Source organism: Ruminococcus sp. Marseille-P6503 (genome assembly GCF_900604945.1).
Lineage (GTDB): Bacteria > Bacillota > Clostridia > Oscillospirales > Ruminococcaceae > FB2012.
The window spans coordinates 112,110-137,463 of sequence record NZ_UWPB01000002.1; the positions used below are offsets into that span (position 1 = coordinate 112,110).

At 39.0% G+C, this 25,354-nt stretch carries 21 protein-coding genes and 1 tRNA gene; 15 read left to right on the forward strand and 7 right to left on the reverse strand.

Features of this window, described 5'->3' with window-relative positions; translation table 11 throughout:
- The first annotated feature begins 53 nt into the window (after positions 1–53).
- The 4 genes from EIH25_RS06565 (at position 54) to EIH25_RS06580 (ending at position 6,322) form a co-directional block, all read left to right on the forward strand.
- The gene (locus tag EIH25_RS06565; protein WP_124099918.1) at positions 54–341 is read left to right on the forward strand and encodes a hypothetical protein; all 288 of its coding nucleotides are present in this window, start codon (positions 54–56) and stop codon (positions 339–341) included.
- A gap of 152 nt (positions 342–493) precedes the next feature.
- Complete coding sequence (locus EIH25_RS06570) at positions 494–1,090, forward strand: hypothetical protein (RefSeq protein WP_124099920.1); 597 nt, start codon at positions 494–496, stop codon at positions 1,088–1,090.
- A 165-nt stretch (positions 1,091–1,255) separates the two neighbouring features.
- Complete coding sequence (locus tag EIH25_RS06575) at positions 1,256–2,134, forward strand: hypothetical protein (protein WP_124099922.1); 879 nt, start codon at positions 1,256–1,258, stop codon at positions 2,132–2,134.
- A gap of 408 nt (positions 2,135–2,542) precedes the next feature.
- Positions 2,543–6,322 (forward strand): SpaA isopeptide-forming pilin-related protein, encoded by a 3,780-nt coding sequence (locus EIH25_RS06580; protein WP_124099924.1) that lies wholly within the window; start codon positions 2,543–2,545, stop codon positions 6,320–6,322.
- Positions 6,323–6,857: 535 nt separating this feature from the next.
- Here EIH25_RS06580 and EIH25_RS06585 read toward each other — a convergent pair.
- The gene (locus tag EIH25_RS06585; protein WP_124099926.1) at positions 6,858–7,682 is read right to left on the reverse strand and encodes a hypothetical protein; all 825 of its coding nucleotides are present in this window, start codon (positions 7,680–7,682) and stop codon (positions 6,858–6,860) included.
- Between the two features lie 458 nt (positions 7,683–8,140).
- Here EIH25_RS06585 and EIH25_RS06590 point away from each other — a divergent pair, with 458 nt between their 5' ends.
- The 8 genes from EIH25_RS06590 (at position 8,141) to EIH25_RS06625 (ending at position 15,685) form a co-directional block, all read left to right on the forward strand.
- Complete coding sequence (locus tag EIH25_RS06590; protein WP_124099928.1) at positions 8,141–8,431, forward strand: AbrB/MazE/SpoVT family DNA-binding domain-containing protein; 291 nt, start codon at positions 8,141–8,143, stop codon at positions 8,429–8,431.
- Entirely contained in the window at positions 8,391–8,837 is a 447-nt protein-coding gene (gene ssb, locus EIH25_RS06595; protein ID WP_124099930.1) for a single-stranded DNA-binding protein, read from the forward strand. Before EIH25_RS06590 ends, ssb begins: the two co-directional genes overlap by 41 nt.
- Positions 8,838–8,859: 22 nt before the next feature.
- Positions 8,860–9,531: a hypothetical protein gene (locus EIH25_RS06600; RefSeq protein ID WP_124099932.1), complete on the forward strand. Its 672-nt coding sequence runs from the start codon at positions 8,860–8,862 to the stop codon at positions 9,529–9,531.
- A 15-nt stretch (positions 9,532–9,546) separates the two neighbouring features.
- On the forward strand, positions 9,547–11,370 hold the full coding sequence (locus tag EIH25_RS06605) for a type IV secretory system conjugative DNA transfer family protein (RefSeq protein ID WP_206425694.1): 1,824 nt from the start codon (positions 9,547–9,549) through the stop codon (positions 11,368–11,370).
- A 2-nt stretch (positions 11,371–11,372) separates the two neighbouring features.
- The gene (locus EIH25_RS06610; RefSeq protein ID WP_124099934.1) at positions 11,373–12,107 is read left to right on the forward strand and encodes a M23 family metallopeptidase; all 735 of its coding nucleotides are present in this window, start codon (positions 11,373–11,375) and stop codon (positions 12,105–12,107) included.
- Between the two features lie 29 nt (positions 12,108–12,136).
- Positions 12,137–13,312, forward strand: a complete 1,176-nt coding sequence (locus tag EIH25_RS06615; protein WP_124099936.1) for an Ig-like domain-containing protein — start codon at positions 12,137–12,139, stop codon at positions 13,310–13,312.
- 280 nt (positions 13,313–13,592) lie between these two features.
- On the forward strand, positions 13,593–14,432 hold the full coding sequence (locus tag EIH25_RS06620; protein ID WP_164489184.1) for a helix-turn-helix domain-containing protein: 840 nt from the start codon (positions 13,593–13,595) through the stop codon (positions 14,430–14,432).
- A gap of 341 nt (positions 14,433–14,773) precedes the next feature.
- A complete protein-coding gene (locus EIH25_RS06625) occupies positions 14,774–15,685 on the forward strand; it encodes a site-specific integrase (RefSeq protein WP_279254441.1) in 912 nt (303 codons plus the stop codon).
- 45 nt (positions 15,686–15,730) lie between these two features.
- Here EIH25_RS06625 and EIH25_RS06630 read toward each other — a convergent pair whose 3' ends face one another.
- A complete protein-coding gene (locus tag EIH25_RS06630; RefSeq protein ID WP_124099942.1) occupies positions 15,731–15,940 on the reverse strand; it encodes a hypothetical protein in 210 nt (69 codons plus the stop codon).
- Between the two features lie 451 nt (positions 15,941–16,391).
- On the opposite strand from EIH25_RS06630, the gene EIH25_RS06635 reads away from it, so the two are divergent.
- The gene (locus EIH25_RS06635; RefSeq protein ID WP_164489185.1) at positions 16,392–18,254 is read left to right on the forward strand and encodes an ATP-binding protein; all 1,863 of its coding nucleotides are present in this window, start codon (positions 16,392–16,394) and stop codon (positions 18,252–18,254) included.
- Positions 18,255–18,360: 106 nt separating this feature from the next.
- On the opposite strand, the gene EIH25_RS06640 is transcribed toward EIH25_RS06635, so the two are convergent.
- The 5 genes from EIH25_RS06640 to EIH25_RS06660 all read right to left on the reverse strand — a co-directional run bounded on the left by EIH25_RS06640 (position 18,361) and on the right by EIH25_RS06660 (position 22,466).
- Positions 18,361–18,993, reverse strand: coding sequence for a DUF5710 domain-containing protein (locus EIH25_RS06640; protein WP_124099946.1), 633 nt, complete (start codon positions 18,991–18,993; stop codon positions 18,361–18,363).
- 56 nt (positions 18,994–19,049) lie between these two features.
- Positions 19,050–19,499 (reverse strand): hypothetical protein, encoded by a 450-nt coding sequence (locus EIH25_RS06645; protein WP_124099948.1) that lies wholly within the window; start codon positions 19,497–19,499, stop codon positions 19,050–19,052.
- 672 nt (positions 19,500–20,171) lie between these two features.
- Positions 20,172–20,248, reverse strand: a tRNA-Arg gene (locus EIH25_RS06650).
- Between the two features lie 262 nt (positions 20,249–20,510).
- Positions 20,511–22,148, reverse strand: a complete 1,638-nt coding sequence (gene groL / locus EIH25_RS06655) for a chaperonin GroEL (RefSeq protein ID WP_124099950.1) — start codon at positions 22,146–22,148, stop codon at positions 20,511–20,513.
- 45 nt (positions 22,149–22,193) lie between these two features.
- Positions 22,194–22,466, reverse strand: coding sequence for a co-chaperone GroES (locus tag EIH25_RS06660; protein ID WP_124099952.1), 273 nt, complete (start codon positions 22,464–22,466; stop codon positions 22,194–22,196).
- Between the two features lie 691 nt (positions 22,467–23,157).
- Between EIH25_RS06660 and EIH25_RS06665 the strand changes: the two genes are divergently transcribed.
- Together EIH25_RS06665 and EIH25_RS06670 are read left to right on the forward strand one after the other, a co-directional pair.
- Positions 23,158–23,862: a response regulator transcription factor gene (locus EIH25_RS06665; protein ID WP_124099954.1), complete on the forward strand. Its 705-nt coding sequence runs from the start codon at positions 23,158–23,160 to the stop codon at positions 23,860–23,862.
- A 79-nt stretch (positions 23,863–23,941) separates the two neighbouring features.
- Positions 23,942–25,276 (forward strand): HAMP domain-containing sensor histidine kinase, encoded by a 1,335-nt coding sequence (locus EIH25_RS06670; RefSeq protein WP_243113108.1) that lies wholly within the window; start codon positions 23,942–23,944, stop codon positions 25,274–25,276.
- The last annotated feature ends 78 nt before the right edge of the window (positions 25,277–25,354 follow it).

Consider the following 25,354-nt stretch of genomic DNA (forward strand, 5'->3'; position numbering starts at 1 on the left):
TTAGCTCCCGTATTTTAAAATATTTATTGGACTTTAATTACGGAGGCTTTACATTGAACAGCAGCAAATACAAATCAAATATCAGATCCTTTAACGAATCCGATTCATGGAATACCAGCAGATACATAGTCTACTCCTGCAAACGGCGGAGCAGCTACCGCTGTAAATTTGATCCGGGTACTGAAGCGGTACTCAGGACAGACAATCTTATGCAGGCTCTCGCGTACATAAAGAAAAATTCCGATCGGATAAATCACTACAAGCTGTACGACAGAAAGCTTGTGACCTTTGACCGCAAAAGGATCATGAGGGCAGCTATGCTGGAGGAAGAGGAGCGATAAGTCAGAATAAGCGCTTTGCATTACTGCAAGGTGCTTTTTGATTGTATATAATATGATATAATACAATGGAGGAAAAATTGAAATATATACCTATTATACTTTCAGAAGTATGCATAATTATTTACTATTTCTTTAGATTTGGAGAAGGTTTCATGTCAGATACTATAATAAGCATAATTCTTGCAGCTGCTGCCATCCTTGGTCCAATTGTGACTATAATTATATCAAAAATAAGTTTATCTCAAAAATTGGGTAGTTTTGATGATAAATCTTTAAAATCAGTTATAGACGATGACTTAATCAAAGGCGCTATCGGATTTTATGGAGGGGAAACAAGTAAATCGCTTTCAGAGCAACACGAAAAAATAATTGATGAGCTTACTAGACGAGAAAAAATGCTCAGCAAAAAGATAAAAACATTAAATGCTAATTCCAAAGAGATATATAAAACTGCTGAAGCTGTTAATTTCATTTTAGAAGATTGGGTAAATATAAAGAGTGAACATACAATGCTTTTAAATAAAGTGAACGAATTAACCCAACGCTTAAATAATGAAAAAGAGAAAAATGTTGACCTGGTAAAATGTCTAGGAAATATTAAACAAGAAAACGCTTCTCTTTGTAAAGAAAATGAATTACTACGAGAAATGAATTCGGTTGCACATAGTCCCGATCCATATTTAAATTTTCTGGAAGAAATAGAAGGGGGCGATAGAGAAGAAACTGACGAAGATGAATTAGAGCTATAAAGCTACGGCACTTTGTAATTACTGCAAAGTGCCTTTGTTATATCACAAGTAAGCGATAAGCAGTCCGTCAAAACGTACTGATTCTGGAAAATTTATGTTGACAATCCTCGGAAACGATAGTATAATAAAATTGAAAAAGAAAACAAATTATAGGAGGAAAATACAATGAAAACAACATTGAAGCTTACAGCAGCGGTTTTATCGCTTACAATGATTATTTCATCATTAACGTCTTGCGGTTCTGTAGACGATACAGCTGACGTTAAGATAACAACTACGACAACTACCACAACCGCCGTTTCCTCAAAAGACGAGTGGCAGCCTGAATTAATCACTTCGGCTCAGACTACTGCCGTCTCATCGGCGGCAACTACGACTACTACAAAGAAAGCCGAAACTACAAAAAAGAAAACCACGACCTCTAAAGAGAAATCGGAGAAAACCACTACAACGAAAAAAGCCGTTACCACGGCCCAGAATAATGGCGGAGGTAACAGCAATTCAGGTGGAGGTAATTCCAGCGGTAATACTTACACTCAGACGCCGACTACAGTTCAAACTCAGCCGAACAGCGATAACGGCGGTAATGGAAATACCATGACAGCGCAGAAAACTACGACTGCAAAGAAAACTACAACAGCAAAGCAGACTACGACTAAAAAGAAAACAACCACCACAGCTGCGGCGGCTAAGCTTACTCAGTCGGACATTGATAAGCTTGTGAAGGAAATGCAGGAGTATTCTAATAGTAAAGTCAAGGATAGAATTGTTAAGGAGATTGAAGAAAATAAGGATTTGTTGCCTGAGGGATATTCTTGGGAAGATTATCTTCAAAAACGTTATGGGCATACCCCTTCCAACAGCTCGTATGACCCTTCTGAAACTTATCATTCAGCATATTTGACCTATGGAGAGGCTAAAAAAAGATTAATAAATGCAATAGATGATCAATATCTAGCTCATCCAGACTCACATATTGTAGTTTATGCTGCAAAAAGGGCAAATGAAAAGGGTGACTACTGGGAGATATATATGTTAAGATAACACTTGACAAACCAAATCAGATATGATATATTTAAAGTAGAAAAAGGAGCATACCGATAGACGGTTGCCCTTGTTGCCTTAAAGTTAAATAACCGTCAGGTTTCTCAGGCGCTGGCGGTTATTTTCTTTTATTACTAAAAAGAAGATAGCAGAGGGAAACTACGCTTAATATGATTCCGACAAATTGGAACAGTTCAGTATATGTAACCATGACTATCACCTCCCTCCTAAGAGTGAGGACAACCGCCTACCGTTTTTGGTATGCTCCGTAATTAATATATCATAAAAAGTGAATATTGTCAATATTAAGAACGTCTTGAAGTTTTCAGGCGTTCTTTTTTGTTTTAAATAATCTCCGCAAGGAGTTGACATAGATAAAATCAAATATGAAAGGAAAAGTGAAAGAAAATGCAGAAATTAAAAAAAGCAAAAGCGACTTATTCGCCATTGGCGAATAAGTTATGGGTTATGCTTATGTCAATCGTTATGACCGTTTTCATGTTATCGGAAGGAATAACGGCATTTGCGGCAGTAACTACAGACGAAGCGTACGCCATATCGGTTCAAGCTCAGACGCAGAGTGATAACGACGGTAAAACGACAACGGACAAAACCTACGCCTTATCCGGCGGCTGGGGTTATGACTTCCGTAACTCGGGTTTGCCTAACGCATACGACCCTCTTACACAGGCAAACACAAATAACCAGTTTCGCTATCAGTGGGCAAATAACTTTTACTACTTCAAGAACGCCGAGGGAAAGTTTTGTTACTGCGTTCAGCTGGGTACTGTTAATGTTGACGGCACTACCATGGAAGAACTGGATTTAGAAAATAATGCAAATAAATATTATCCTGATTCAACACAACTGCGTAATTTACGTTATGCAACTATTTACGCATACAAAGGCACCTGCAAATACGGCTACAGCTGGGAAGTTGAGCTTGTAGCTTCTCAGGCTCTGAGCTGGTCAATTAGCGGAAAGTATTTTGACAGTTCCACAACAACTCTTTCAGCTAATGAAAATACGCTGCTTAAATGTATTAAAGCTCCAACCGCCGCACTTTGGAATGATATGAAAGAGTGTTATAAAAAAATGAAAGCCGACGTATTGGATCATGGCAGTTATCCGAAAGGAACGGTTGACAATGATTCAACTTTAAGTTTAATAAAAGCAACATATGAACTGAAATACAACAAATCAACCTGCCGCTGGGAAACAACGATCATCATGGACAGCGCTCTTTCACAATTCAAGCTGCCAAGCGTAAGCGGAGTGACATTTACAAGAAGCGGTTCAAAGCTGAAGATCTCCGCAACCGAAGCCGGCAGAAAGATTGTTGAAGATCAGATCCTTTCTCTGACTAAGACAAAAGCAAAGTACGCAAACAAAATCGAGGAATGTACGCCTGTTTTCCTTGCAGTGAAGAACCCAAACAACTCATCTCAGGCAAAGATTTCTTACACTATGAAAGATGACCCTATTCAGGCATATTTCAAGCTTACTTCCGCAACGGGAAATCTGAAGCTAAACAAACAGCTTCTTACTGCAAGCGGACAGAAAGTCAACGGCACAGCCGAACAGTATAACAGTATCCTATTCCAGTTATCTTTCCTGGATTCAGATAATACAAGACGCTATCTGACTTCAACAAAGGATTCAGACGAAGCATATACATACGCCAACACTACAACAGACAGCAGCAGCTCGGCAAGTCTTTACAGGGTCGGAGCAGACGGAACGCTTCAGATAAAAGGACTTCCTGCCGGAACGTTCAATCTTTCCGAGTACAAAACAGCAGACGGCTTTAAGCTTGCCGGAGACGTTCATGTTACAGTCAATGCGGATAAAACAACAAGCCTAACCGTTAAAAACAGCGGAACAGGCTCGCATATAGACGTATATAAATCAGCTCAGGACTGGAACGGCTCGGAGATTGAAGACACCGCGCTGCTTGAAAAGATCTATTCAGCAACGAAGTTCAGAGCGTATGTAATAGACAACGGAGTAAAGAAGTACATTACCGCCGAACCAGACACACAGACAGGAACAGAACATTCAAGTGAGAGATATTTTATCGCAAATTACACAGGTCTTACCGATAATGTGGACAATGCTGCCGTTCTTAGCCTGTATTCCGATTATGACGGCTATTACAATACAAACAACTACAGCTTTTTCGGAACGGCAAGGCTTAGAAATGTACCTGAGGAATTATCAAGAATATATTTTGAGGAAATACAAAGCTATGACAGCTTTGGCTTCTACAACGGAAATATAAAGTTATCGCAGAATAAAAATGACGTAAACTTTGTTAATCAGGCGTATCACTTCCGTGCCGGATTCAATAAATATATTTCAGGTACAGAAACTTTTCTTTCTGACGGAGTATTCGGACTTTACGCTTCCGAGGACGTGTATTTCAATGATACGCTGATATATTCGGCAGGACAGGAAATCGAACATATTAATTCAAGTGGTTCTACAACATATTTTAATACTACATTACCCGGCTGGGGAGCATATTACATTCAGGAAATTGAGGCTCCTTCTGGCTACGTTAAAGACGATACCATGTATGAGGTAAAGGCAAATATGCCTGTACAGCTTACAAGCTCAAGACTTTCAGACGTTGTGCTGAATATTGAAAACGAGGAAATAAAGTTTGCTGTTTCAAAGCAGGACGCATACGGAGCAGAAATTTCAGGTGCTCAAATGCAGCTTATTGACGAAACAGGCGGCGTTGTTGAAGAATGGACGTCTGCCGAAACAGAGCATATTGTTTCAGGACTTGCCGCCGGAAACTATACCTTGCATGAATACTACGCACCGTCGGGCTACTGCATAGCTACCGATATTTCCGTTACTATCGACGAATACGGTAAAATATTCGCCGATAACACCGAAGTAACGGCAGTATCAAACGACGGTCTGCCGCTTGTCGTTATGATAGACGAAGCCACAAAGGTTGAGATTTCAAAGAAAGACATTACTTGTGATGATGAGTTGCCAGGAGCTGCCCTTCAGGTGATTGATCGGGACGGAAACATTGTAGACGAATGGGTATCAGGAAACGAAGCGCACTATATCGAAGGCGTTCTGATTGCCGGAGAAACTTATACGCTCAAGGAAACTATCGCGCCTAACGGCTATGCGCTGACAAGCGACATAGAGTTTACTGTAAATGCAGACGGCAGCGTTACTTATGTTGTCATGTACAATTCAGACGCTACAGGAACAGTACAGATTCAGAAGCGCACCGAAGGAATGATGAATGTGGAGGGTATCACATTGGTTCTTTCCGGCGTTTCTGATTCTGGTCATGAGGTAAAGCTTACCGCTGTTACCGACAAAGACGGATTTGCTGCTTTCACGGCTGTTCCGGTAGGAACATACACTGTAACTGAAGACGCTGATACTGTTCCGATCGCATACATGGTTGCCGATCCGATAAAGGTTACGGTTTATGAAGCTGAAACTGTAAACGCTGAGATCTATAACGTTGAGAAAAGCGGAACGATTGAGATCAACAAGACAACCGAGGGTATGACGAATCTTCAAGGCATAGAGTTTATTCTTTCCGGCACATCTGATTCCGGTAGAGATATTAAAATAACGGCTGTGACAGATAAGAACGGAATAGCCACATTTACAAGCGTTCCAATCGGAACTTACTCAATTACCGAAAATGAAAAAACTGTACCGTATGCTTACTTAACTGCCGAGCCGCAGGAGGTAAGCGTTTTTTATGCGGAAACCACGACGGTTGAGATAAACAACGAGGAAAAGACAGGTTCGATCCAGATTCAGAAGACTACTGAGGGTATGACCGATCTTGAGGGTATAGAGTTTATTCTTTCCGGCACATCTGATTCTGGCAGAGAGATCATGCTCACAGCTGTGACCGACAAGGACGGAAAAGCCACATTTACAAGTATTCCAATCGGAACCTACACTATCACCGAAAACGGCGATACTGTTCCGGTCGGCTATATGGTTGCAGACGATCAGACTGTTCAGGTGTTCTATGCTGAAACTACAAATGTTGTAGTAAATAATGAGAAGATTCCTGAGACGCCTTCTGTTCCTGACACACCTCCGGCAACCGGATCCGCGGCTGTAGGTATTCCGGCAATACTGCTTCTCGGTGGATTTATGCTTTCGCTCAAAAGAAAAAATGAAAAGTAAATATTAAGATAAAATTCGGAGCCTGGCACGTTTGTGACAGGCTCTGAGTTTTGAAATAGTAATTCGTTTATCAAGATTAAAACTGACATCTCCAACTATAAGGAGGAAAAGAATAAAAATGAAAAAAATAATTACTTTAATTATAGTAATAATACTTCTGATTTTCATATGTAGTATTATCTTGTCAACTTTTCATATAAAAGATTTTACTCTTATGGGTTATGAAAATAATTCTATTGTAACATCAATTGCAAAATATTTAGTAGAATTTATTATGATTTTTGCAATAGTGATATACGCCATATACACACTTTTATGGTGCATTAGGATGTATGTAATAATCAACAGTAAGAATAAACATAAGCTAAAAAAATACTTAATTTATGCTTTATGCCAAGTAGGTATCTTTATTATTGCTGTTTACCATCTTGGACTTTATTATGGGTTAATAGTTTCACATATTATTACATTCAATATCACAACACTAATCTCGTTATACTCACCGTCATTAAAGTTACCAAACATGATTTGCGAATTACGAGATTGGGCGGATGGGGATAATGATAATAATCAATAAATTTGACATTATTATTGCAGCAACAGAAGCCAAAAACAATAGAGCTTTCTTATTTTTGGACTTTGTGATAGAATAATTATATATGGCGTTAGGTAATTTGGTTGTCATTTTACAAGCAACATCTATTAACAGCATTAGCATCCACAAAATAGAAGAAATGCATTGCATTACTGCATATACAGTATATTTTAAATTGCTAATATCAAGAATATTAGCGTTATCTAGAAATTCAATGTATTTGCTCGTTGTGCCAAACGGAAAAACAAAAAATATAATAGAAACAATAAAAGTCAAAACAAACCAGATATCAGATTTGCTTTTTAATATTATTTTATATCTATCTTTGGGGAATCCGATGTACAATGAGAATAAAATCATCATAATCAATAAAATCATAGAATGATATTTTACAAATACATATCCTAGTATACCGATCAAAATTAGCATATACACAATCGATACATCCGTATCTGCATTGCTTTTAGTCTTTTCATTATTTGATATAATCACGGTAGTATTATTACTATTATGTTGAATGTTACTGCCAATTTGATAATTACTATTATTTTGATAATTACTATTATTTTGATAATTACTATTATTTTGATAGTTACTATTTTCTTGTGATATATAAGTATTGTAACTTTGTACCTTTTGTATTTTGTGTTTGTTCACTTCCCTTTTATGAGAAGCTTCTCTCTTATTGGGGAGATAATGCAACACTACTGGAACAACCATACCGCTTAACAAAGAAATAACTAAATTTAAAATGCTTATTGTCATAAAGCAACCATCCTTTCACTATTTTTAGCAATTATAGCATATATAAAGGATGTTGTCAATCAATTTAAATAAATGTAGAAATTTGTATTTATAAATCAAATTATTTTATATTGTAATTTTTATTCGGAAAGAAACAAAGGAGTGATAACGTGAAATGAAAGACCCTAACAAACTGTATTCAGCCCTCGACACAAGTGGTTCAATTCTTTAGATGATTTTCACAAGCCGACCGATAAAGAAGCAAGGGAAAGACATATTGTCGAAAAGGCTATGTTAATGTCTGATGATGATTTTGAAAAGTTTGTTGAAAGACTGACAAAAGCAGTAAGCAACGAATTCAATCACTAGCGAGATTTTAAATGAAATTACTGAAAACAACGCTAAATATTATGTCAAAAAGCTTTGCTTATGCAAGGCTTTTTTATATATCAATTTTTAAATTTATGGAGGTTAAAATTATGAAATCAACAGGAATTGTAAGAAAAGTAGACGAGCTGGGCAGGATAGTGCTGCCTATCGAGCTGAGAAGAACATTCGACTTGAATCCGTGTGATCCAGTTGAAATCTACACAAACGGCGATATGATCGTACTCAAAAAGTTTCAGCGCACCTGCATATTCTGCAACAGCGCTGAGGACGTAATAGAGTACAAGGACAAGACTGTCTGCTCCGAGTGTATGGCTGAGCTGATGGGGAAGGAGGACAAAAATGATCAACAGAGTAATTCTAATGGGACGTATTACAAATGAGCTTGAACTCCGAAAAACTTCTAACGGGTTTTCAGTGCTCACCTTTACCGTCGCGGTTCAGAGAAATTACGCAAAACAAAATGAAGACCATCAGACCGACTTTATAAACTGTGTAGCATGGCGGCAGCAGGCGGACTTTATTGGCAAGTATTTTGCAAAAGGCAGAATGATAGCCATTGAAGGACAACTCAGGACGAGAACCTACGATGATAAAAAAGGCACAAGGCATTATGTTACAGAGGTTTTTGTAGATAATACGTCTTTCACAGGAGAACCAAAACCCCAGGGACAAGACGGTCATCAGAGCAGACCTCCGCAAAATGAGCTTCCACCTCCTGACGATCCGCTTAATACGGGGAATTTTGAGGAATATGATTTGATAAGCGACGGCGGAGTACCATTTTAATTTTGAAAAGGAAAAGAAAGCTATGGATAATACAATAATATCTGTTGTTATGCTGGGCGTATGTCTTTTGATATACGCCTCATACATTGTGTACAATAAAATAATCGTGCCGCGTCGCGCATCAAAGGAAGAAACAGCAAGAAAAATGTCCGCAAATACATGGACAAACGTCATAGATATAGACGATGCTATTTATACAAGAGACGGATATATAATCTCCGTTTTCAGAATATCCCCGGTAAATACCGAGCTGATGACAAAGCGTGAAAAGGCGGAGTTTGTAAAAATTGTTTCCGGCTCGCTGTCGTCGATCAGAACTCCGTATAAGCTTCTTGCAGTTCCGCAGCCGTTCGATGTTCAGCCGTATCTAGATAATCTCAACGAGCAGAAAAGAACCGGGTCTAATGTACGAAAGCTGATAATATCAGATGAAATAAACTATATGAACAGCATGGCGGCTTCCGGAACAATGGTTGAAAAGAAATTCTACATAGTAACCTGGAGCAAGGCAGAGGACGACTATGTTAAAGAACGAGAGGATTTTATCACGCACTGGAATGACAGCAGGAAGCTCGAGACACAGCTGCTCAGCCGTCAGGAAATCATACAGCTTTGCAATTTGATTTTTAATCCGGCTGTCAAGGACGAGATTTACGACGACCCCGCGTTCGCGCTGCCGAGAATCAGAAAATAGCAGGAGGTAATAAGCTTGAAAAAGAAAAACACTTCAGCAGATAAACAGATAAATAATTCTGTAGTGAACGTCATATCCCCTCAGTCATTATTCAATAACATAAAGGATATTGAAATATCAGGGTATAAGGCGGAGGGATATTTTGTGAGTAAATATCCCGGCAGGCTTGACTACGACTGGCTTACCAGAATCGTTAATATGGAAAACTCCATTGTCAGCATAGGAGTTTCACCGGTCGACGAAGCGGAATTTTTAGACGCGCTTAACAGAAACATAATCAACAAGGAAAATGAAGCTGAAGAAAACAATAATCCTCTTAAGCAGCAAAGAGCTGAAACTGCCGCAAATGACAGCAGAAAGCTAATGCAGGAAATTGACAACGAGGGTATCTCAGTATGCCAAATGGGGATAAACTTTCTTACGGTTGCTCCAAACGATAAGGAGCTGCAGAGAGCTTCAAGACGTGCAAAATCAATTCTGTCCGGTATGGGCATAAAGACCAGACTTGCCTCAAGAAGACAAGATAAAATACTTAAGCAATGCGTTCCCACCTATACTTTAGATCCGGAGGTAAATCAGATAAGCAACAGAATAGTGCCACTGACAACGCTTATCGGCGGTTTTCCTTTCAGCTCGTCCGGCTTCTCCGATGTAAACGGAGACTATTTTGCTAAATCTCTGGACAACAATATTATGATGATCGACTTCTGGTACAGAGGCGGCGACCGCACAAATTCAAATATGGTTATAATGGGACAGGCGGGTCAAGGCAAATCGGCTTTTGTCAAGGCGTTTGCGATAATTCAGTTTAAAAACGGAGTAAAGCAGATTTTTATTGATCCTGACGCGGAATATGTTGAGCTTGCTCATAATCTCGGCGGAGCGGTCATTAATCTGGGCGGAGGCGGCAATACAAGGATAAATCCGCTTGAAATACGTCCGGCGCCGAAGGACGAAGAAAAAGAGCTGAACAGATTATACATAGACGATGGAAACGGCATGGGAGATCTTGCGCTTCATATTAAGACCCTCGAAATTTTCTTTTCAATGTATCTTCCTGATTTAACTATGATACAGAAGTCATTATTGAAAAAAACAATAATCGAGCTGTACAGTCAGTTTGATATAACCTGGGAAACAGACGTTACAAAGCTGTCGCATACTGATTTTCCGATTTTTTCAGATCTCTATAGGCTGCTAAAGCAGAAGCTGGAGGAAAGCGGCGGCGATAAAGATTATCGGGAGCTTGTAGAGCTGCTTACAGATATATCCGAAGGCTCGGACAACTTTATATGGAACGGTCACACGACGCTCGATACAGAAGCTGATATTATCGTACTGAACACCAAAGCGCTTCAGACAACGCCGGACACAGTTAAGCGGACTCAGTATTTTAACATACTGACCTGGTGCTGGGAGCAGATGACTAAAGACAGAGAAACTAAAGTATTACTCTATGAAGACGAGGCTTATCTGTCTATTGACCGCAGCGTTCCTCAGTCGCTTGCCTGGCACAGAAACTCCATTAAGCAGGACAGGAAATACGAGGCCGGAATAGTTATCATATCCCACAGCGTTGTTGATTTTCTTGATCCTGATATTAAGCTGTACGGACAGGCAATGCTTGATATACCTTGCTACAAAGTGCTTTTCGGCACAGACGGACAGAATCTGCTGGAGCTGAAGCAGCTTTACAACCTTACCGAAGCCGAGGAAGAATTATTATTGAAGAAGAAAAGAGGTCAGGCGCTCTTTTTTGCAGGCTCCAAACGTTTGGGAGTGCGCTTTGAGATTCCTGACTATAAGCTGGAAATGATGGGGACGGCAGGAGGCAGATAATAATGACTAAATATCTGCTGCTCATGAAATTAATCCAGCAGGATAACGGTCACGCCGGAAGAAACGCTGCAATCGCAGTCATAGCTTTGATAATGCTGTTTCCTCTTTTTATAATTATACTTATAGCGACCGCTTTATCTATGCCGGCTGAATGGATCAAAGAACATCTGCTGCTTGAAGGCACTCCGGCGGAGGAGCTGTATATCATACAGCAGATACGTCCCGATCTTATACAGCAGGATCAGACTGTTCTTGAAGGCTATGATTTCGGTATGCCTATTAACCGGACAATACAGCATTACTTTGGTGATGAAGTAAACGGACGGACGCTTGATTATCTTACCTACAACTGCGACGGCGATAATCTTTACGCCATCGCTGACGGAGAGGTAGTCGAGGTTGATTCGTCCGAAGCGCTTGGAGGCTGGTATATTGTCGTTGAACACGAAGCGCCTGTGGACGACGAGGCAAATTGGTATTTATACAGTAAATACTGGGCTGTGGACATGGAGGCTGAACACGTTGAAGCCGGAGACAGTGTAGAACAGGGAGAAATAATCGGTCACGCTCTTACGGCTGACGTGGATCATGCTACTATGATCTTCTGCTTTCAGATGTATGGCGATTCCGATTATGAGCCTGTTGATCCTTTGCCTTACATAGGCGAGAAAGAGTTTGATGAGGAAATTATTAAGCACCATTGGGATAATGTTGTTATTGTCGGGAATGCAAAGTGATTTAACATTGAAAATAGGAGATAATTTAAATGCAAACATACGCTATAGTTGATATACAGTTTCAAAAAAAGCTGCAAAGCTGTGCCGGCGGCGACATAGAAATTAAAACAGTCAGAAACAGCTATTCTTTTCAAACCTTTCTCAAAAAGGATATGCAGCTGCACAAACACTGCAAAAGAATAATTCTTCAGCGAAGCTGCATTTCAGAAAGCGATGAAGATTTGTCGGAGCTGGCGGAGCAGTTTTTAATTATATATAAGGATACGTCCATCATTTTTATATATCCGGGAGCAAAAACACGCTCTGCCGATTTTCTGAAAGCAATATTAAAGCTTGACATATTGAATATAGTTACTGCTGAAGACGAGCAGGAGCAATGCAGAGAGCTTGAGCGTTGTTTGACTGAAGGCATGGACGCATTAGGCTGGATCAGGCTGTTTCCTGAGCTTGTCAGCGGCAGCGATGAAAGTAACGAACACAAAAATATTGAAAAGAAAAAGCTTCTGCTGCGCTTCGACAAAAAATACAGCGTTTTGATCTGCGCCAGTATATTGCTGGTCTTTGCCGGAATCTTTACTGTGTTTCTGTTTTCAAATCGGACCGATAACAACGATTCAGTAGCAGCTGAAACTTATGCCGGAACTAAGCAAACGACGTTTTCCGACACAGAAACATGGCAGCCTGAGCTTGTTGCCACCGCAGCTCAAACTACGACAACCTCATCGGCAGCGACTACAACGACTGCTTCAAAGACCTCCTCAACGAAAAAAGCGGTAACGACCGTTAAAAAGAAAACTGAAAAAGCGGAAACTACAAAAAAGACGGTTTCCGCTCAGAGTAGCAATAAAATAAATACTGTCAGAACAGCTTCCAAGCCTGTGATCACGACGACAACGACTACCGCTGCAAAAACCGCCGCAGCGACGACTAGAAAAACAGTGATAAACGTAACAGGTATAAGTCTGAATACAGGATATACTGCAAATAACGTTATATTACCCGTCAATAAGTCTGTAAGCATATCGGCTGTAATATCACCGGATAATGCCGATAACAAAAGTGTGTCATGGTCGAGTAACCATCCCGATATAGCAGTTGTAGACAGCAGCGGCAGAATCACTGCTAAAAGCAAAGGCAAAGCTATTATTACCGCCACATCTCAGGACGGAAGCTTGTCTGCTTCCTGTATGGTGACTGTACAATAATAAAAAATTCGGCTGTTTCCTCCCACCGAAACAGCCGATCAGTTTTTGAAGACATACATATGGTTCACCAAACCGTCTTACATTTCTCAGCTTCCGTTCAGGGAGCTTTTTTTGTAATTATGGCGCTATAAAAAACAAACACCCATTTTTTTACTTAAAGAAATGAAAGAAAAAGTACATCTCTTAACCTCTTAAATAATAGCATATTTTTTGCAAAACGTCAACTATATCAGCTATATTTAACAAAAAGTTTACTTGTGATATGAAAGGAATAAAAGTAATGAAACGGTATTATAAGGTACCTAACGTGATGTTTGAGCTTAAGCTGTCCGCTTCAGCTTTTGTTATATACGTTCTTATTACTAACAGATTTTATTTTACAGGCACAGTTAAAATAAAGCTTCATACCTTATCCGCTCATACAGGTTTTTGTGTAAACACCGTTCAGACTGCCATTAAGGAGCTGCACAGCAAAGATCTTCTGAAGGTGATACCGCGCTTTAAAAACGGGCGCAGAACCACAAATGAATACATCTTAAATCGCTTGCAGGGAAATTTCAGCAGAATAGACCGCAGGCTTTTTTATTTTATACTCAGTAAAGCGGGTAAGTCTGCTTTGATGGTTTACTGCGCTGTTAATCACTGCGCTAATACAAGCGGCCGCGCCTTCCCTTCGTACAATCAAATCAGCTCTCTCACAGGGCTTTCAAGGGCTACCTGCATATCGAAAGTCAAGCTGTTAGGAGAACTGGGAACACTTGCAAGGGAGCATTATGTCTGCACTGCAGGCGACTACGGACATAACAACTATGTTACGGTTAGCCTTAAGCTGAGATTTTTTCTTTTCAATATTATTCTATCTTCTTACCGCAAGGCAAAGGAAAAGGCGGCGCGTCTGCATATGCTGCTGAAGCTACGGTGTGCCGGCTTCGGTCATACACGGGGTGGTATAAATTTTGATAAGCATATTAAAAACCCACCTAAGTACTTAAATATTGAAAAGAACAGTATTTTACATACTTTTACAAAGATAAGCGATACAATACATGATAATTTGCAAAAATTCTGTTTGCAGCTTCGATCGGGATTTATGAAGCTTCTGAACGTGCTGCGAAGCTGAAGCTGCCTTGGATCCGGCACGGAGCGTGCTTTTTCTTTCAAAATTTTAGGTAAAAAATAGTATAAAAATTTAGAAATTTGTTGTAATGAATTTATTGGTATTGATTTTATCTTTTTTTGTTATATAATAGATAATAATAGATAATTATAAATATTATAGTGAAAAAGGGTATTATTATGAGCTTTGAAACTATATTCAAAGAAAAGATTGAATTAGAAAAATTGGTCGTTGCGCTTACTCGTGAAAATATGGAGCTGAAGCAGCGGTATAACTGCGGTTCAGGGACTGATCAATTGTTTGCAGATTGGATATTAGATTGGTAAAAAAAATCACAAATCAAAATAAAAAACAATACCTATGCTGCTTATGAAATTCAAGTCACTAAGCATATAGAGCCTTATTTTCGCAATCATAAAGTTTTGATAGGGCAGATCACTCCGAAATTACTTGAAGAATACTATACAGATAAACTTCGTGAAGGGCTTAGCGGCAGAACAATTAGAAAGCATGCTTCTAACATTTGTGCGGCACTTGATGACGCTGTTAAGAATAAAATAATTGCAGTTAACCCTTGTATGGTTGCTGATAAACCTTCTATTGAACGTTTTTCAGGTAATATGCTAGATGAAGCTCAGCTGTATGAAGTCTTTTCTCAAACCAGAAACAGCAGGATACATATCCCGGTTGTTATTGCAGCTTTTTTAGGTTTACGCAGAAGTGAAGTTCTTGGGCTTCGCTGGAGTGCAATTGACTTTGAGCATAAAGTAATCCATATTTCACATACAGTAGTGAAAGTCAAGAAAGGACTGCAATTTTCAGATTTACCAAAAACTAAATCAAGCCGCCGAACCCTACCTTGTCCAGAGCAGCTTTTATATTTTCTTCAAAAGGTAAAAAAATCTCAAGTGATAAGTTATATTAAGAATCAAAAAACATATTGCCGACGTTATTTGCAGTATGTTTGTGTCGACGAATTAGGTGATTTAATAAAACCAGATACGCTTACAAATGACTTTGCAAAGATTATTAATAAATTGGGATATAAATGTCGTCTGCATGACCTGCGCCATACCTGTGCAAGCTTGTTAATCAGGCAAGGCATACCTATGAAGCAAGTATCCGTTTGGCTTGGGCATAGCAGTACAGCAATTACTTCTGATATTTATGTGCATTTAAGTTTTCAAGATAAAATAGAAACCGCAGACGTTCTTAACCACTCTATACATATTCCCGATTATGAGAAAAAAATATAAAATTACTTATTATGCGGCACACACTATGGCATACCTAGGCTCTACCTAATCAGTATACTCAAAATATATCTCTCGAACAAGCTTGAAATGTTTCATATATATCTCAAAGCGAGGAGAAGCAAGAACTATTCCGTGACAAGCTTCAGGGTCGCCAAGAACGGCAAAAGGCTTTCCACGGTATTCGAGATGATAAGGACATTTTACAGAAGTATAGAAATTATTAAGGTCGGAATGAAAAATGATTCTTTCGTTCAAAACATAGTCTCCGATTGCAAATATATATTCTTGTATTTATTGTAGCATATTTGTTTTCACAAAAAATCTGTTTTTATTTAATGGCAGATCGCATAAAAATAGCATGGCAAATTATATAAATTTGTAGAAAATGTGAGCAAAACGCTTTTTATTTGGCAAAAAGTATTGTAATTAACAGAAGCGTGGTGTATAATGATGTTAAGAGAGATAATTATATATTATAAATTTCTTTTAAACTTTATGAACCATGTTATACTTGCTTTGGTGGAATTTTTATTGTTGATTATTTGTAAAGCAAGAATTGAAAAGAATGGTTTTGAGGAAAAAGTAGCGTAGCGCTAAACTGTATAAGTGAATTAGTGATATATCAGATAACATTATATCTTATTATTAACAACATTTATAGACAAGTTTTTAATAATACTTATAGATGATGATTAAAGGTGATAATATGATTTTAAAGAGATTAAAATTAAAAAATTTCAGAGGATATACTAATATTGTTATTGATTTTGATAGTAATATGAATGTAATTATAGGAAGAAATGATGTTGGAAAATCAACAATTTTAGAAGCTCTTGAAATTTTCTTTAATTCTGAAAAGATAAAAATAGATATAAGCGATTTATCTGTTTTTAATTCAGAACCAATCATTGAGATTTCTTGTTGTTTTGATGTTGGAGACGGAAAAATACTTGTTGATGCAACTAATTTTTCAACTTGTAAAGATGAATTTCTTCTGAATGATGAAGGCTTTTTAGAAATTAAACACACTTGGGATTGCTCTAAGGGGAAAATAACTGCTAGTAGCCAAAAAACGTATATAGTTGCTATGTATCCTACCAAATATAGTCCTCCATTAATACAAGAAAAAATATCAGTTTTGCAAAAAAGATATGATTTGTATAAAAATGAACCAATTTATGTTCCTGAGACTAGAACAAAATCAGCTGAATTAAGAAAAGCTATTTATGCAAAAGAACTTAATGAGCCAATTGACTTAGCACTCACTGATATAGATATTTCTAAGGAAGATGGGAAAAAGATTTGGGAAAGCATTAGTAAGCAACTACCAATGTTTTGTTTGTTTGAATCAGACAGAAAAAATACAGATAAAGATGCAGAAATTCAAGATCCATTAAAGGCGGTTACAAAATCTGTGGTTGCTGATATGGAAAATCAGATTACGCAAATGCAGGAAGAGGTAAAGCAAAAAGTAGAAGAAATAGGCAGAAAGACCATTAAAAAACTTTCAGAATTAGATTCAAGTATAGCACAAAATATTCAGCCCAAAGTTACTTTAAAACCAATAGACTCATCTTTTAGTTTTGATTTAGTATCTGATAATGATATTCCTCTTAACAAACGTGGCAGTGGTGTAAGACGTTTAATTCTATTAAGCTATTTTAGAGCAGACGCAGAGGAGAAGCTGAGAGAAAATGATAATCGTCAAATGATATATGCGATTGAAGAACCTGAAACAAGTCAGCATCCTGATTATCAACGCATGATTCTATCAACATTATTGGAATTATCAGAAAAAGAGACACATCAAATTATTGTAACTAGTCATACTCCTGAGATTGCAAAGATGGTAGATGTTAATCAACTTATTTTTATAAAGAAGAATGAAAGTGGAATACCACATATTGAAAAAGAGAATGAGAGCAAAATAAAAGGAATTGCAGAATCACTTGGAATTTTACCCTATGCAAAAACAAAAACAGTAGTATATGTAGAGGGACCAAATGATGTAAATTTTTTGACAACGATAAATCATAATATACCTGAATTGAAAGCTATAGTTGATTTGTCAGATAATGATTTTTCTTTGATTCCATTGAGTGGTGGCAATCTGATTGATTGGATAAATAAGGATTATTTTAGTGAATCGTCTATAAAAGAAATATATATTGTTGATAACGATGTAAAAAAGTATATCACGACTATAGAAGAAATACAAAAAGAAGATGATGGAAGAAGATTTGGTTGGCATACTGTATTGCCGGAAACGGAAAACTATATTGCACCTGAACTAATTGAGAATCAATTTGATATCGACTTGTCAAAGTATAAAAATAATTGGTCTTCTATAGATATTCCTAAGATATTACTCAATTTGGTAAAACAGGAAATAAAGGACTTGAGAGAGCGTGAGATTGCAATTAAGCAGATATTAAATAAAAGTGTATCTAAAAAAATAACAAAAGAAACTTTGGTAAAAATGAACTGTTGGAATGAAATTGAGGACTGGTTCAAAAAAATTAGAGATATTAATAATGGTACATATGAAAAAAAGAAATCTACCAATTGATATTGAACTTATTAGATAATCCCAAACGCAGTTTGACCCCAAGAGTTCAAACTGCGTTGCTTTTTATTCAAAAATTAACACTCCAGACTGCGACATCATGTCGCAGTCATAAATTTAATTCTTGAATGTTTCCATATTGCTTAATTAAATAATCACTGCTAAGATAGCTTATTTCTGCATTACAGATTATATCATAAGGCAGCTTAACTTTAAAGATTTCAAGCTTTTTTACGTCACTTGCTTCATAAAGAAAAAAAGGCGAATCAACTTCATCAAATAAATAAAAGTTACCTTGTATAACGCCGCAATTCTGGCAGTGATTAGCTAAATAACTGCCTTTAACGACGTTAGAATAACCGTATTTTAAACCGTATTTTTCAGCTGCAAAATCATATATGTTTTTCGGAAGTTCTTTGATAAAAGGACAAATATGTATATCGTCTTTATTATACTTATAATTTCTTTTGCCGTTTTCATCTTCAGTTATATACATGAACTTCTCAACGCCTAGACCCACAACGGAAGTTTGTTTATGACATTTAAAACATTCGTGCTTTCCAACAATTATGTATATATAATCGCACAATATAATATCTCCGCTGTTTTTAGGTATCCATTTATCAAATTTATAATAATCCTTTCCAAGAAATACTGACCACTTTTTATATTCGGGTTTCCATCGTGCACCCAGAGCCTTTGCTTCTTCTTTTTCTTCATATGGGACATTAAGTAAAAGCATAATTTATTTTCCTCTTTTCTTTATTTTTATTACTATGACATAATAATATTAGGACCTTAACCGACAGACCTTTCAAAATATTTATATTTAGAAAGCTCGTCCATGAATTTAATCGCGTCTTTTCTTCTAATTCCGCCTACTCTATAAATAGTGTAATTTGTTCTTATTTCAACTATATCTCTTAATGATGATTCTTTGCGGTATGTATGAACAGCAACAACATCTGAAACTAAAATGTTATAGCTGCTAAATATTCCATCTTTCCCTTGGATATTGCCGTTTTGAATCGTTATATTTTTATTATATCCATTTATATTAATAAGCAGTGAGATTAACCATGCAAATGTTAGCAAATAAGATATTTTGTAAATAACAGCAAATAACAATAGTGAAGTAGCTTTTATTAAAAACCCCATTATAACAGTCAAGATAAAAACAAAAGCTAATAATATCAGATTAACATTCAGTTCCCATCTGTTTACACTTCTGATTGTAAATTCATTCATAGCTAACACCCCATACTGCGACATGATGTCGCACTTTTTTGAAAAATTGAAAAACTAACTAAAAACCACATATAATTGTCAAAAAAACACTTGACAACTATCATAAATTATGGTAATCTATATATGTGGGTATAACAAAAGACACCCACCACAGGTTACGTCTTCCTGGCAGAAAACGTAACCCAAGCAACACAGATGTCACGACACAACTGTGAAACCTTTAGGTGAATGCCTATTATTCGTGTTCATTGTAGCACGCTTAGGATACATTTGTCAAGAGAGTTTTTCAGATCGTTTGTGGAAAGACATCTGAAAAGCTCTTTTGTTTTTGCAAATAAATTTGCAATTAACCTTAATTGCACGGTGAAGTATGCACTAGCGACACCGTTATCAAGGAGTTTGACCTCAAGAGTTTTGCCCCAGCTGGTAGGTTTAAGTGAGCCACCGCACAGCAGTCACTTCGTCCAATCAAAAGGGACGTTAAAGTCTGAGGTATGATGTAATCTCAGCCGCTCGGAAAAAGTGGAGCGAAAGAAACCATCAAACAAAAACATTTATATTATAAATCGCAAGCAGCCATCTTGTTCGATTTATAATGTAGCTCAATGGGTAGTTATACTTATTGAGCGAAGTCCATAACTTTATTCAGTTGTGGGTTTCGCTCTTTAAGTATGGCGCGCTGCAAGGGACTCGAACCCCTGACCTACTGGTTCGTAGCCAGTCACTCTATCCAGCTGAGCTAGCAGCGCATATAAAAGCAGAAATAAAATTCTGCTTCATTTCAACTATATTATTATATCACCGCGGAATCAATATGTCAAGTATCGCCGACGCCCTTCGGGTGTTTTTACATTTTATTCATAAGTGAACCGCTGTAATTATACAGCCCAAAATATAGCTATATAATCCAATATCCGCTTGCTCTTGCCATGCGGCTCAGCAATAATAATCCGCTCAGCCGGCAAGTCCAGCTGAGCGGATTTTGCAATTCAAATCATTTTCCGCGGAAAATTAGTACATTCCACCCATTCCGCCGCCAGCGGCAGCAGCCATAGCAGCGTCAGCCTGCGGATCCTTAATGTCGGCCACAAGGCTTTCCGTTGTAAGAACCATTGCAGCTACAGAAGCCGCGTTCTGAAGCGCTGAACGTGTTACCTTTGTAGGATCAACGATTCCGGCAGGGATCATGTCAACGTATTCCTCTGTGTAGGCGTTGAAGCCGTAGCCTACCTTTCTGGAGCGTACGATCTTGTCGATAATTACGCTGCCTTCAAGACCGGCATTAGCCGCGATCTGACGTACAGGCTCCTCAAGCGCGCGGAGAACGATCTTAGCTCCCGTTTTCTCGTCGCCCTCAAGCTTGTCGCAGAGCTTCTTTACTACAGGCATAGCGTTGATAAGAGCAGTTCCGCCGCCGGCAACTATTCCCTCTTCAACCGCCGCCTTTGTAGCAGCAAGAGCGTCTTCAATACGAAGCTTTTTCTCCTTCATTTCAACCTCTGTAGCAGCGCCTACCTTGATTACAGCTACGCCGCCCGAAAGCTTAGCAAGTCTTTCCTGAAGCTTTTCACGGTCAAAATCTGAAGTAGTCGTTTCGATCTGAGCCTTGATCTGATGGATCCTTGCCTTTATTTCCTCGGATGAGCCCGAGCCGTCTACGATAATGGTATTTTCCTTCTGAACAACGACCTGTCTTGCTCTTCCGAGCTGCTCTATAGTCGTTTCCTTCAGCTCAAGGCCAAGCTCCTCGGAAATCACCTGACCGCCTGTAAGGATAGCGATATCCTGAAGCATTTCCTTTCTTCTGTCGCCGAAGCCGGGAGCCTTGACGGCAACGCAGGTAAATGTTCCCCTCAGCTTATTGACGATAAGAGTAGAAAGCGCTTCTCCCTCAACGTCCTCAGCAATGATAAGCAGCTTCTTTCCCGACTGAACGATCTGCTCAAGCAGCGGCAGGATCTCCTGAATATTTGAAATTTTCTTGTCGGTAATAAGAATGTAAGCGTCGTCAAGAACCGCTTCCATCTTTTCCGTATCGGTAACCATATAAGGAGCAATATAGCCTCTGTCAAACTGCATACCCTCAACGACCTCGCTGTAGGTCTCGGCAGTTTTAGACTCTTCGATAGTAATAACTCCGTCGGCGGAAACCTTCTCCATAGCCTCGGCAATAAGCTCGCCTACGCTCTCGTCACCGGAAGAAACAGTCGCGACTCTTGCAATGTCGGCTGAGCCTTCAATTTTCTTTGAATTTTCAACTATCGCCTCAACAGTAGCGTCTACAGCCTTTGCCATACCCTTTTTAACTACCATAGGATTAGCTCCGGCGGCAATATTCTTCATTCCCTCGCGTACCAGAGCCTGAGCAAGCAGAGTAGCCGTAGTCGTTCCGTCGCCGGCGGCGTCGTTGGTCTTTGTAGCCACCTCTTTTACCAGCTGAGCGCCCATATTTTCAAAAGCGTCCTCAAGCTCGATCTCCTTAGCGATGGTAACGCCGTCGTTTGTGATCAGCGGAGAACCGAATTTCTTATCGAGAACTACGTTTCTTCCCTTTGGTCCCATAGTGATCTTTACGGTATCGGCAAGCTTATCGATACCGGTCTGAAGCGATTTCCTAGCCTGCTCGCCGTAAATTATATTCTTTGCCATTTCAATCAACCTCCGTTTAATTATCTCAATAAAATAATATAACTGTTATTCAACAACCGCTAAAATGTCATCCATTTTAACTATGGTATATTCCTCTCCGTCAACCTTGACCTCTGTTCCGCTGTATTTGCTGATAAGAACCTTGTCGCCCTTTTTAACGGACATACTAACGTCCTTGTTTCCCGGTCCTACCTCCATAACCTCGGCAACCTCCGGTCTTTCCTTTGCGGAGCCGGCAAGGATAATTCCGCTTTTAGTGGTTTCCTCTGCCTCAGCTTTTTTAATTACTACTCTGTCCTGAAGCGGTCTGATCGTCATAATAATCCTCTCCTTCTGATTTGTTTTGGGAACATTCCCTTTGATTTTCACTTGGGGCGCCGCCCCGTCATTCAACAAGCGGCCTCAGCCTTCCGCCGCCCGGTCATTCCGTTAAGCCTTACAGCCCATGCGGATAGCCAACGCCCGAACCTCCTCCCGGAGATCAGGTAATATCAAGCGGATATGCGCAAGCCGCAGTAATTGTTTGCCTGACACTTAATATAATTGCTTCAGCTGAAACAATTTCAGAGTTTTAGCAGACAAGCTGTCAAAGTGTTAGCACTCTTTCTTTTCGAGTGCTAATTATATTATAATACCTTTTTCCGAAATTTCAAGTCTATATATGCTTTTTTTCAAAACTTTGTAGGCTTGCACAAAAATGCATTTAATATATAATATAATTTGGATAGTTTTTAATAACTTAATCAATATACACTCTCTTTTGTTCATAAACTCTGCTGCTTTACATATAAAGCCAGTATTATTAATTAATTTATCTAATTATTGTCGCTTTATAAACCTCAGTTTGCGATATTCTTGAAATTTACTATTTGTTATATTTTTATTCATTAAATATACAATATATTTGAATGTGAATTTGTTATAATGCTTATATTAATTGAAAAATACCTTGCGGATTGTTCAAAAAAATGAAGGCCGCAGCAAAACCCGACTGAAGGAGGAAGATTTTATGTCACTGGGCAGAGTTTTAGTTGTTGACGACGACAAGAATATTTGCGAGCTTCTCAGACTTTATCTTGAAAAAGAGGGTTACGGAGTTATACTTGCGCATGACGGTGAAGAGGCAGTCGTTAAATTCAACGCGCTTAAACCGGATATTATTCTTCTTGACATTATGCTGCCAGGCATCGACGGATGGCAGGTATGCCGTGAGATCAGAAAGAAATCCAACGTTCCGATCATAATGATCACAGCGAAATCAGAAACCTTTGACAAGGTTCTGGGTCTTGAGCTGGGAGCGGACGATTATGTTGTAAAGCCGTTCGACACTAAAGAGGTAATCGCAAGAATAAAGGCTGTATATCGGCGCGTAGGACAGGCTTCGGGAGAAGCTGAAATAAAGGAAGTCAAGTATGACAAGCTTTCGGTAAATATGACAAGATATGAACTGAGGGTTGACGGCAAGGTCATCGACACTCCTCCTAAGGAGCTTGAGCTGCTTTTCCATCTCGCTTCAAATCCGAACCGGGTATACACCCGCGATCAGCTTCTGGACGAGGTCTGGGGATTTGAGTATTACGGCGATTCCAGAACGATCGACGTTCATGTAAAAAGACTTCGTGAAAAGCTCGAGGGCGTTTCCGACAAATGGGCGCTTAAAACAGTCTGGGGCGTAGGCTATAAATTTGAGGCTCTCGAAAACGCGCATGAGTAATCGCCGAAGCATTTTTTCAAAATACTTTATTATCTGTTCAGCAGTAATACTCATAAGCTTTATATGCTTAGGTGCAGTATTGCTGCTTGTTTCTTCCCGGTATTTTGTGGGTGAAAAGAAGGACCTGCTGGAAAAAAACGTCCTTTCGCTGGCGGAAGGCTCAAAGACGGTCATGACGGCTTCGCCGTCCGAATGGAAGGAACAGGTGGCGGAGCAGATAAAAGAATATTCCATGGGCTGCAACGCCGATTTTATTCTTACAGACAAAAACGGCTGCGTTATATTAAGCTCTAATTACGACGGAACCTATGAAAATGTAAAAATCCCCAAGGATATGCTCGACAGCTTCGGTCCGGAAAGCAGCTATGTTTTCGGAGATTTTGACGGAGCGTTTGAAGAGCAGTGTCATATCGTGGGAATTTCCTTTGAAGCGAACGGACCCTCCTACTATCTGCTGGCGGTAAGCACCAAATCAAATCAGGACGATTATATATGGAATATAATGGAGATATTCGGTATGTCAATGGTTTTAGTTATTATCGTTGTGCTGATAATCGTTTATTTCACCACTATGAAGCTTACAGAGCCGGTAAAAGAAATAGCAAGCGTTTCAAAGGAAATAGGAAAGGGCAACTTTTCAGTCACTCTGCCGTCTTACAATATCCAGGAGTTTGAGGAGCTGAGCAACGCCTTCAACGATATGGCCGCCTCGCTGAAAAATTACGACACCATGAGAAACAGCTTTGTCGCCAACGTTTCTCATGAGCTGAGAACGCCTATGACCTCGATAGGCGGCTTTGTGGACGGACTTCTGGACGGAACGATCCCGAAGGAAGAGGAAAAGCGTTACCTTAAAATAATCTCGTCGGAGGTACACAGGCTTACGAGGCTCGTCCGCTCCATGCTTAATCTGGCAAAAATCGAGGCGGGAGAGCTGAAGCCGGATATGCAGTATTTTTCCGCGCTTGAGCCTATTGTTGACTCGCTTGTAACGTTTGAGAACAAGCTGGAAGAAAAGCATATTGAGATAAAAGGTCTGGACGTTGACAGAGTAATGCTTTACGCTGACAGCGACCTGATCCATCAGGTCATGTATAATCTGATAGAAAACGCCATAAAATTTGTAAATGACGGCGGCTATATTGAATTTTCCTTTACTCCGGTAGGCTATATGACTGTTATTTCGATCAAAAACAGCGGAGACGGACTGAGCGAGGAGGAGCTTCCGCTGGTATTCGACAGATTCTATAAAACGGATAAATCCAGAGGGCTTGACGCTTCCGGAGTCGGTCTGGGACTTAATATAGTGCGCTCCATTATCAAGCTTCACAACGGAAAGATAATGGTAAGAAGCGTTCAGGGCGAATATACGGAGTTTGTTTTTACCGTTCCCAACAAGCTTATTGACGACTGACGTAATTTCTGATAGAATGTAATTCAGGAAAAGAATATATCCGCACGATTGGGGGGCGGTTCAAACTTTCCCGGGAGG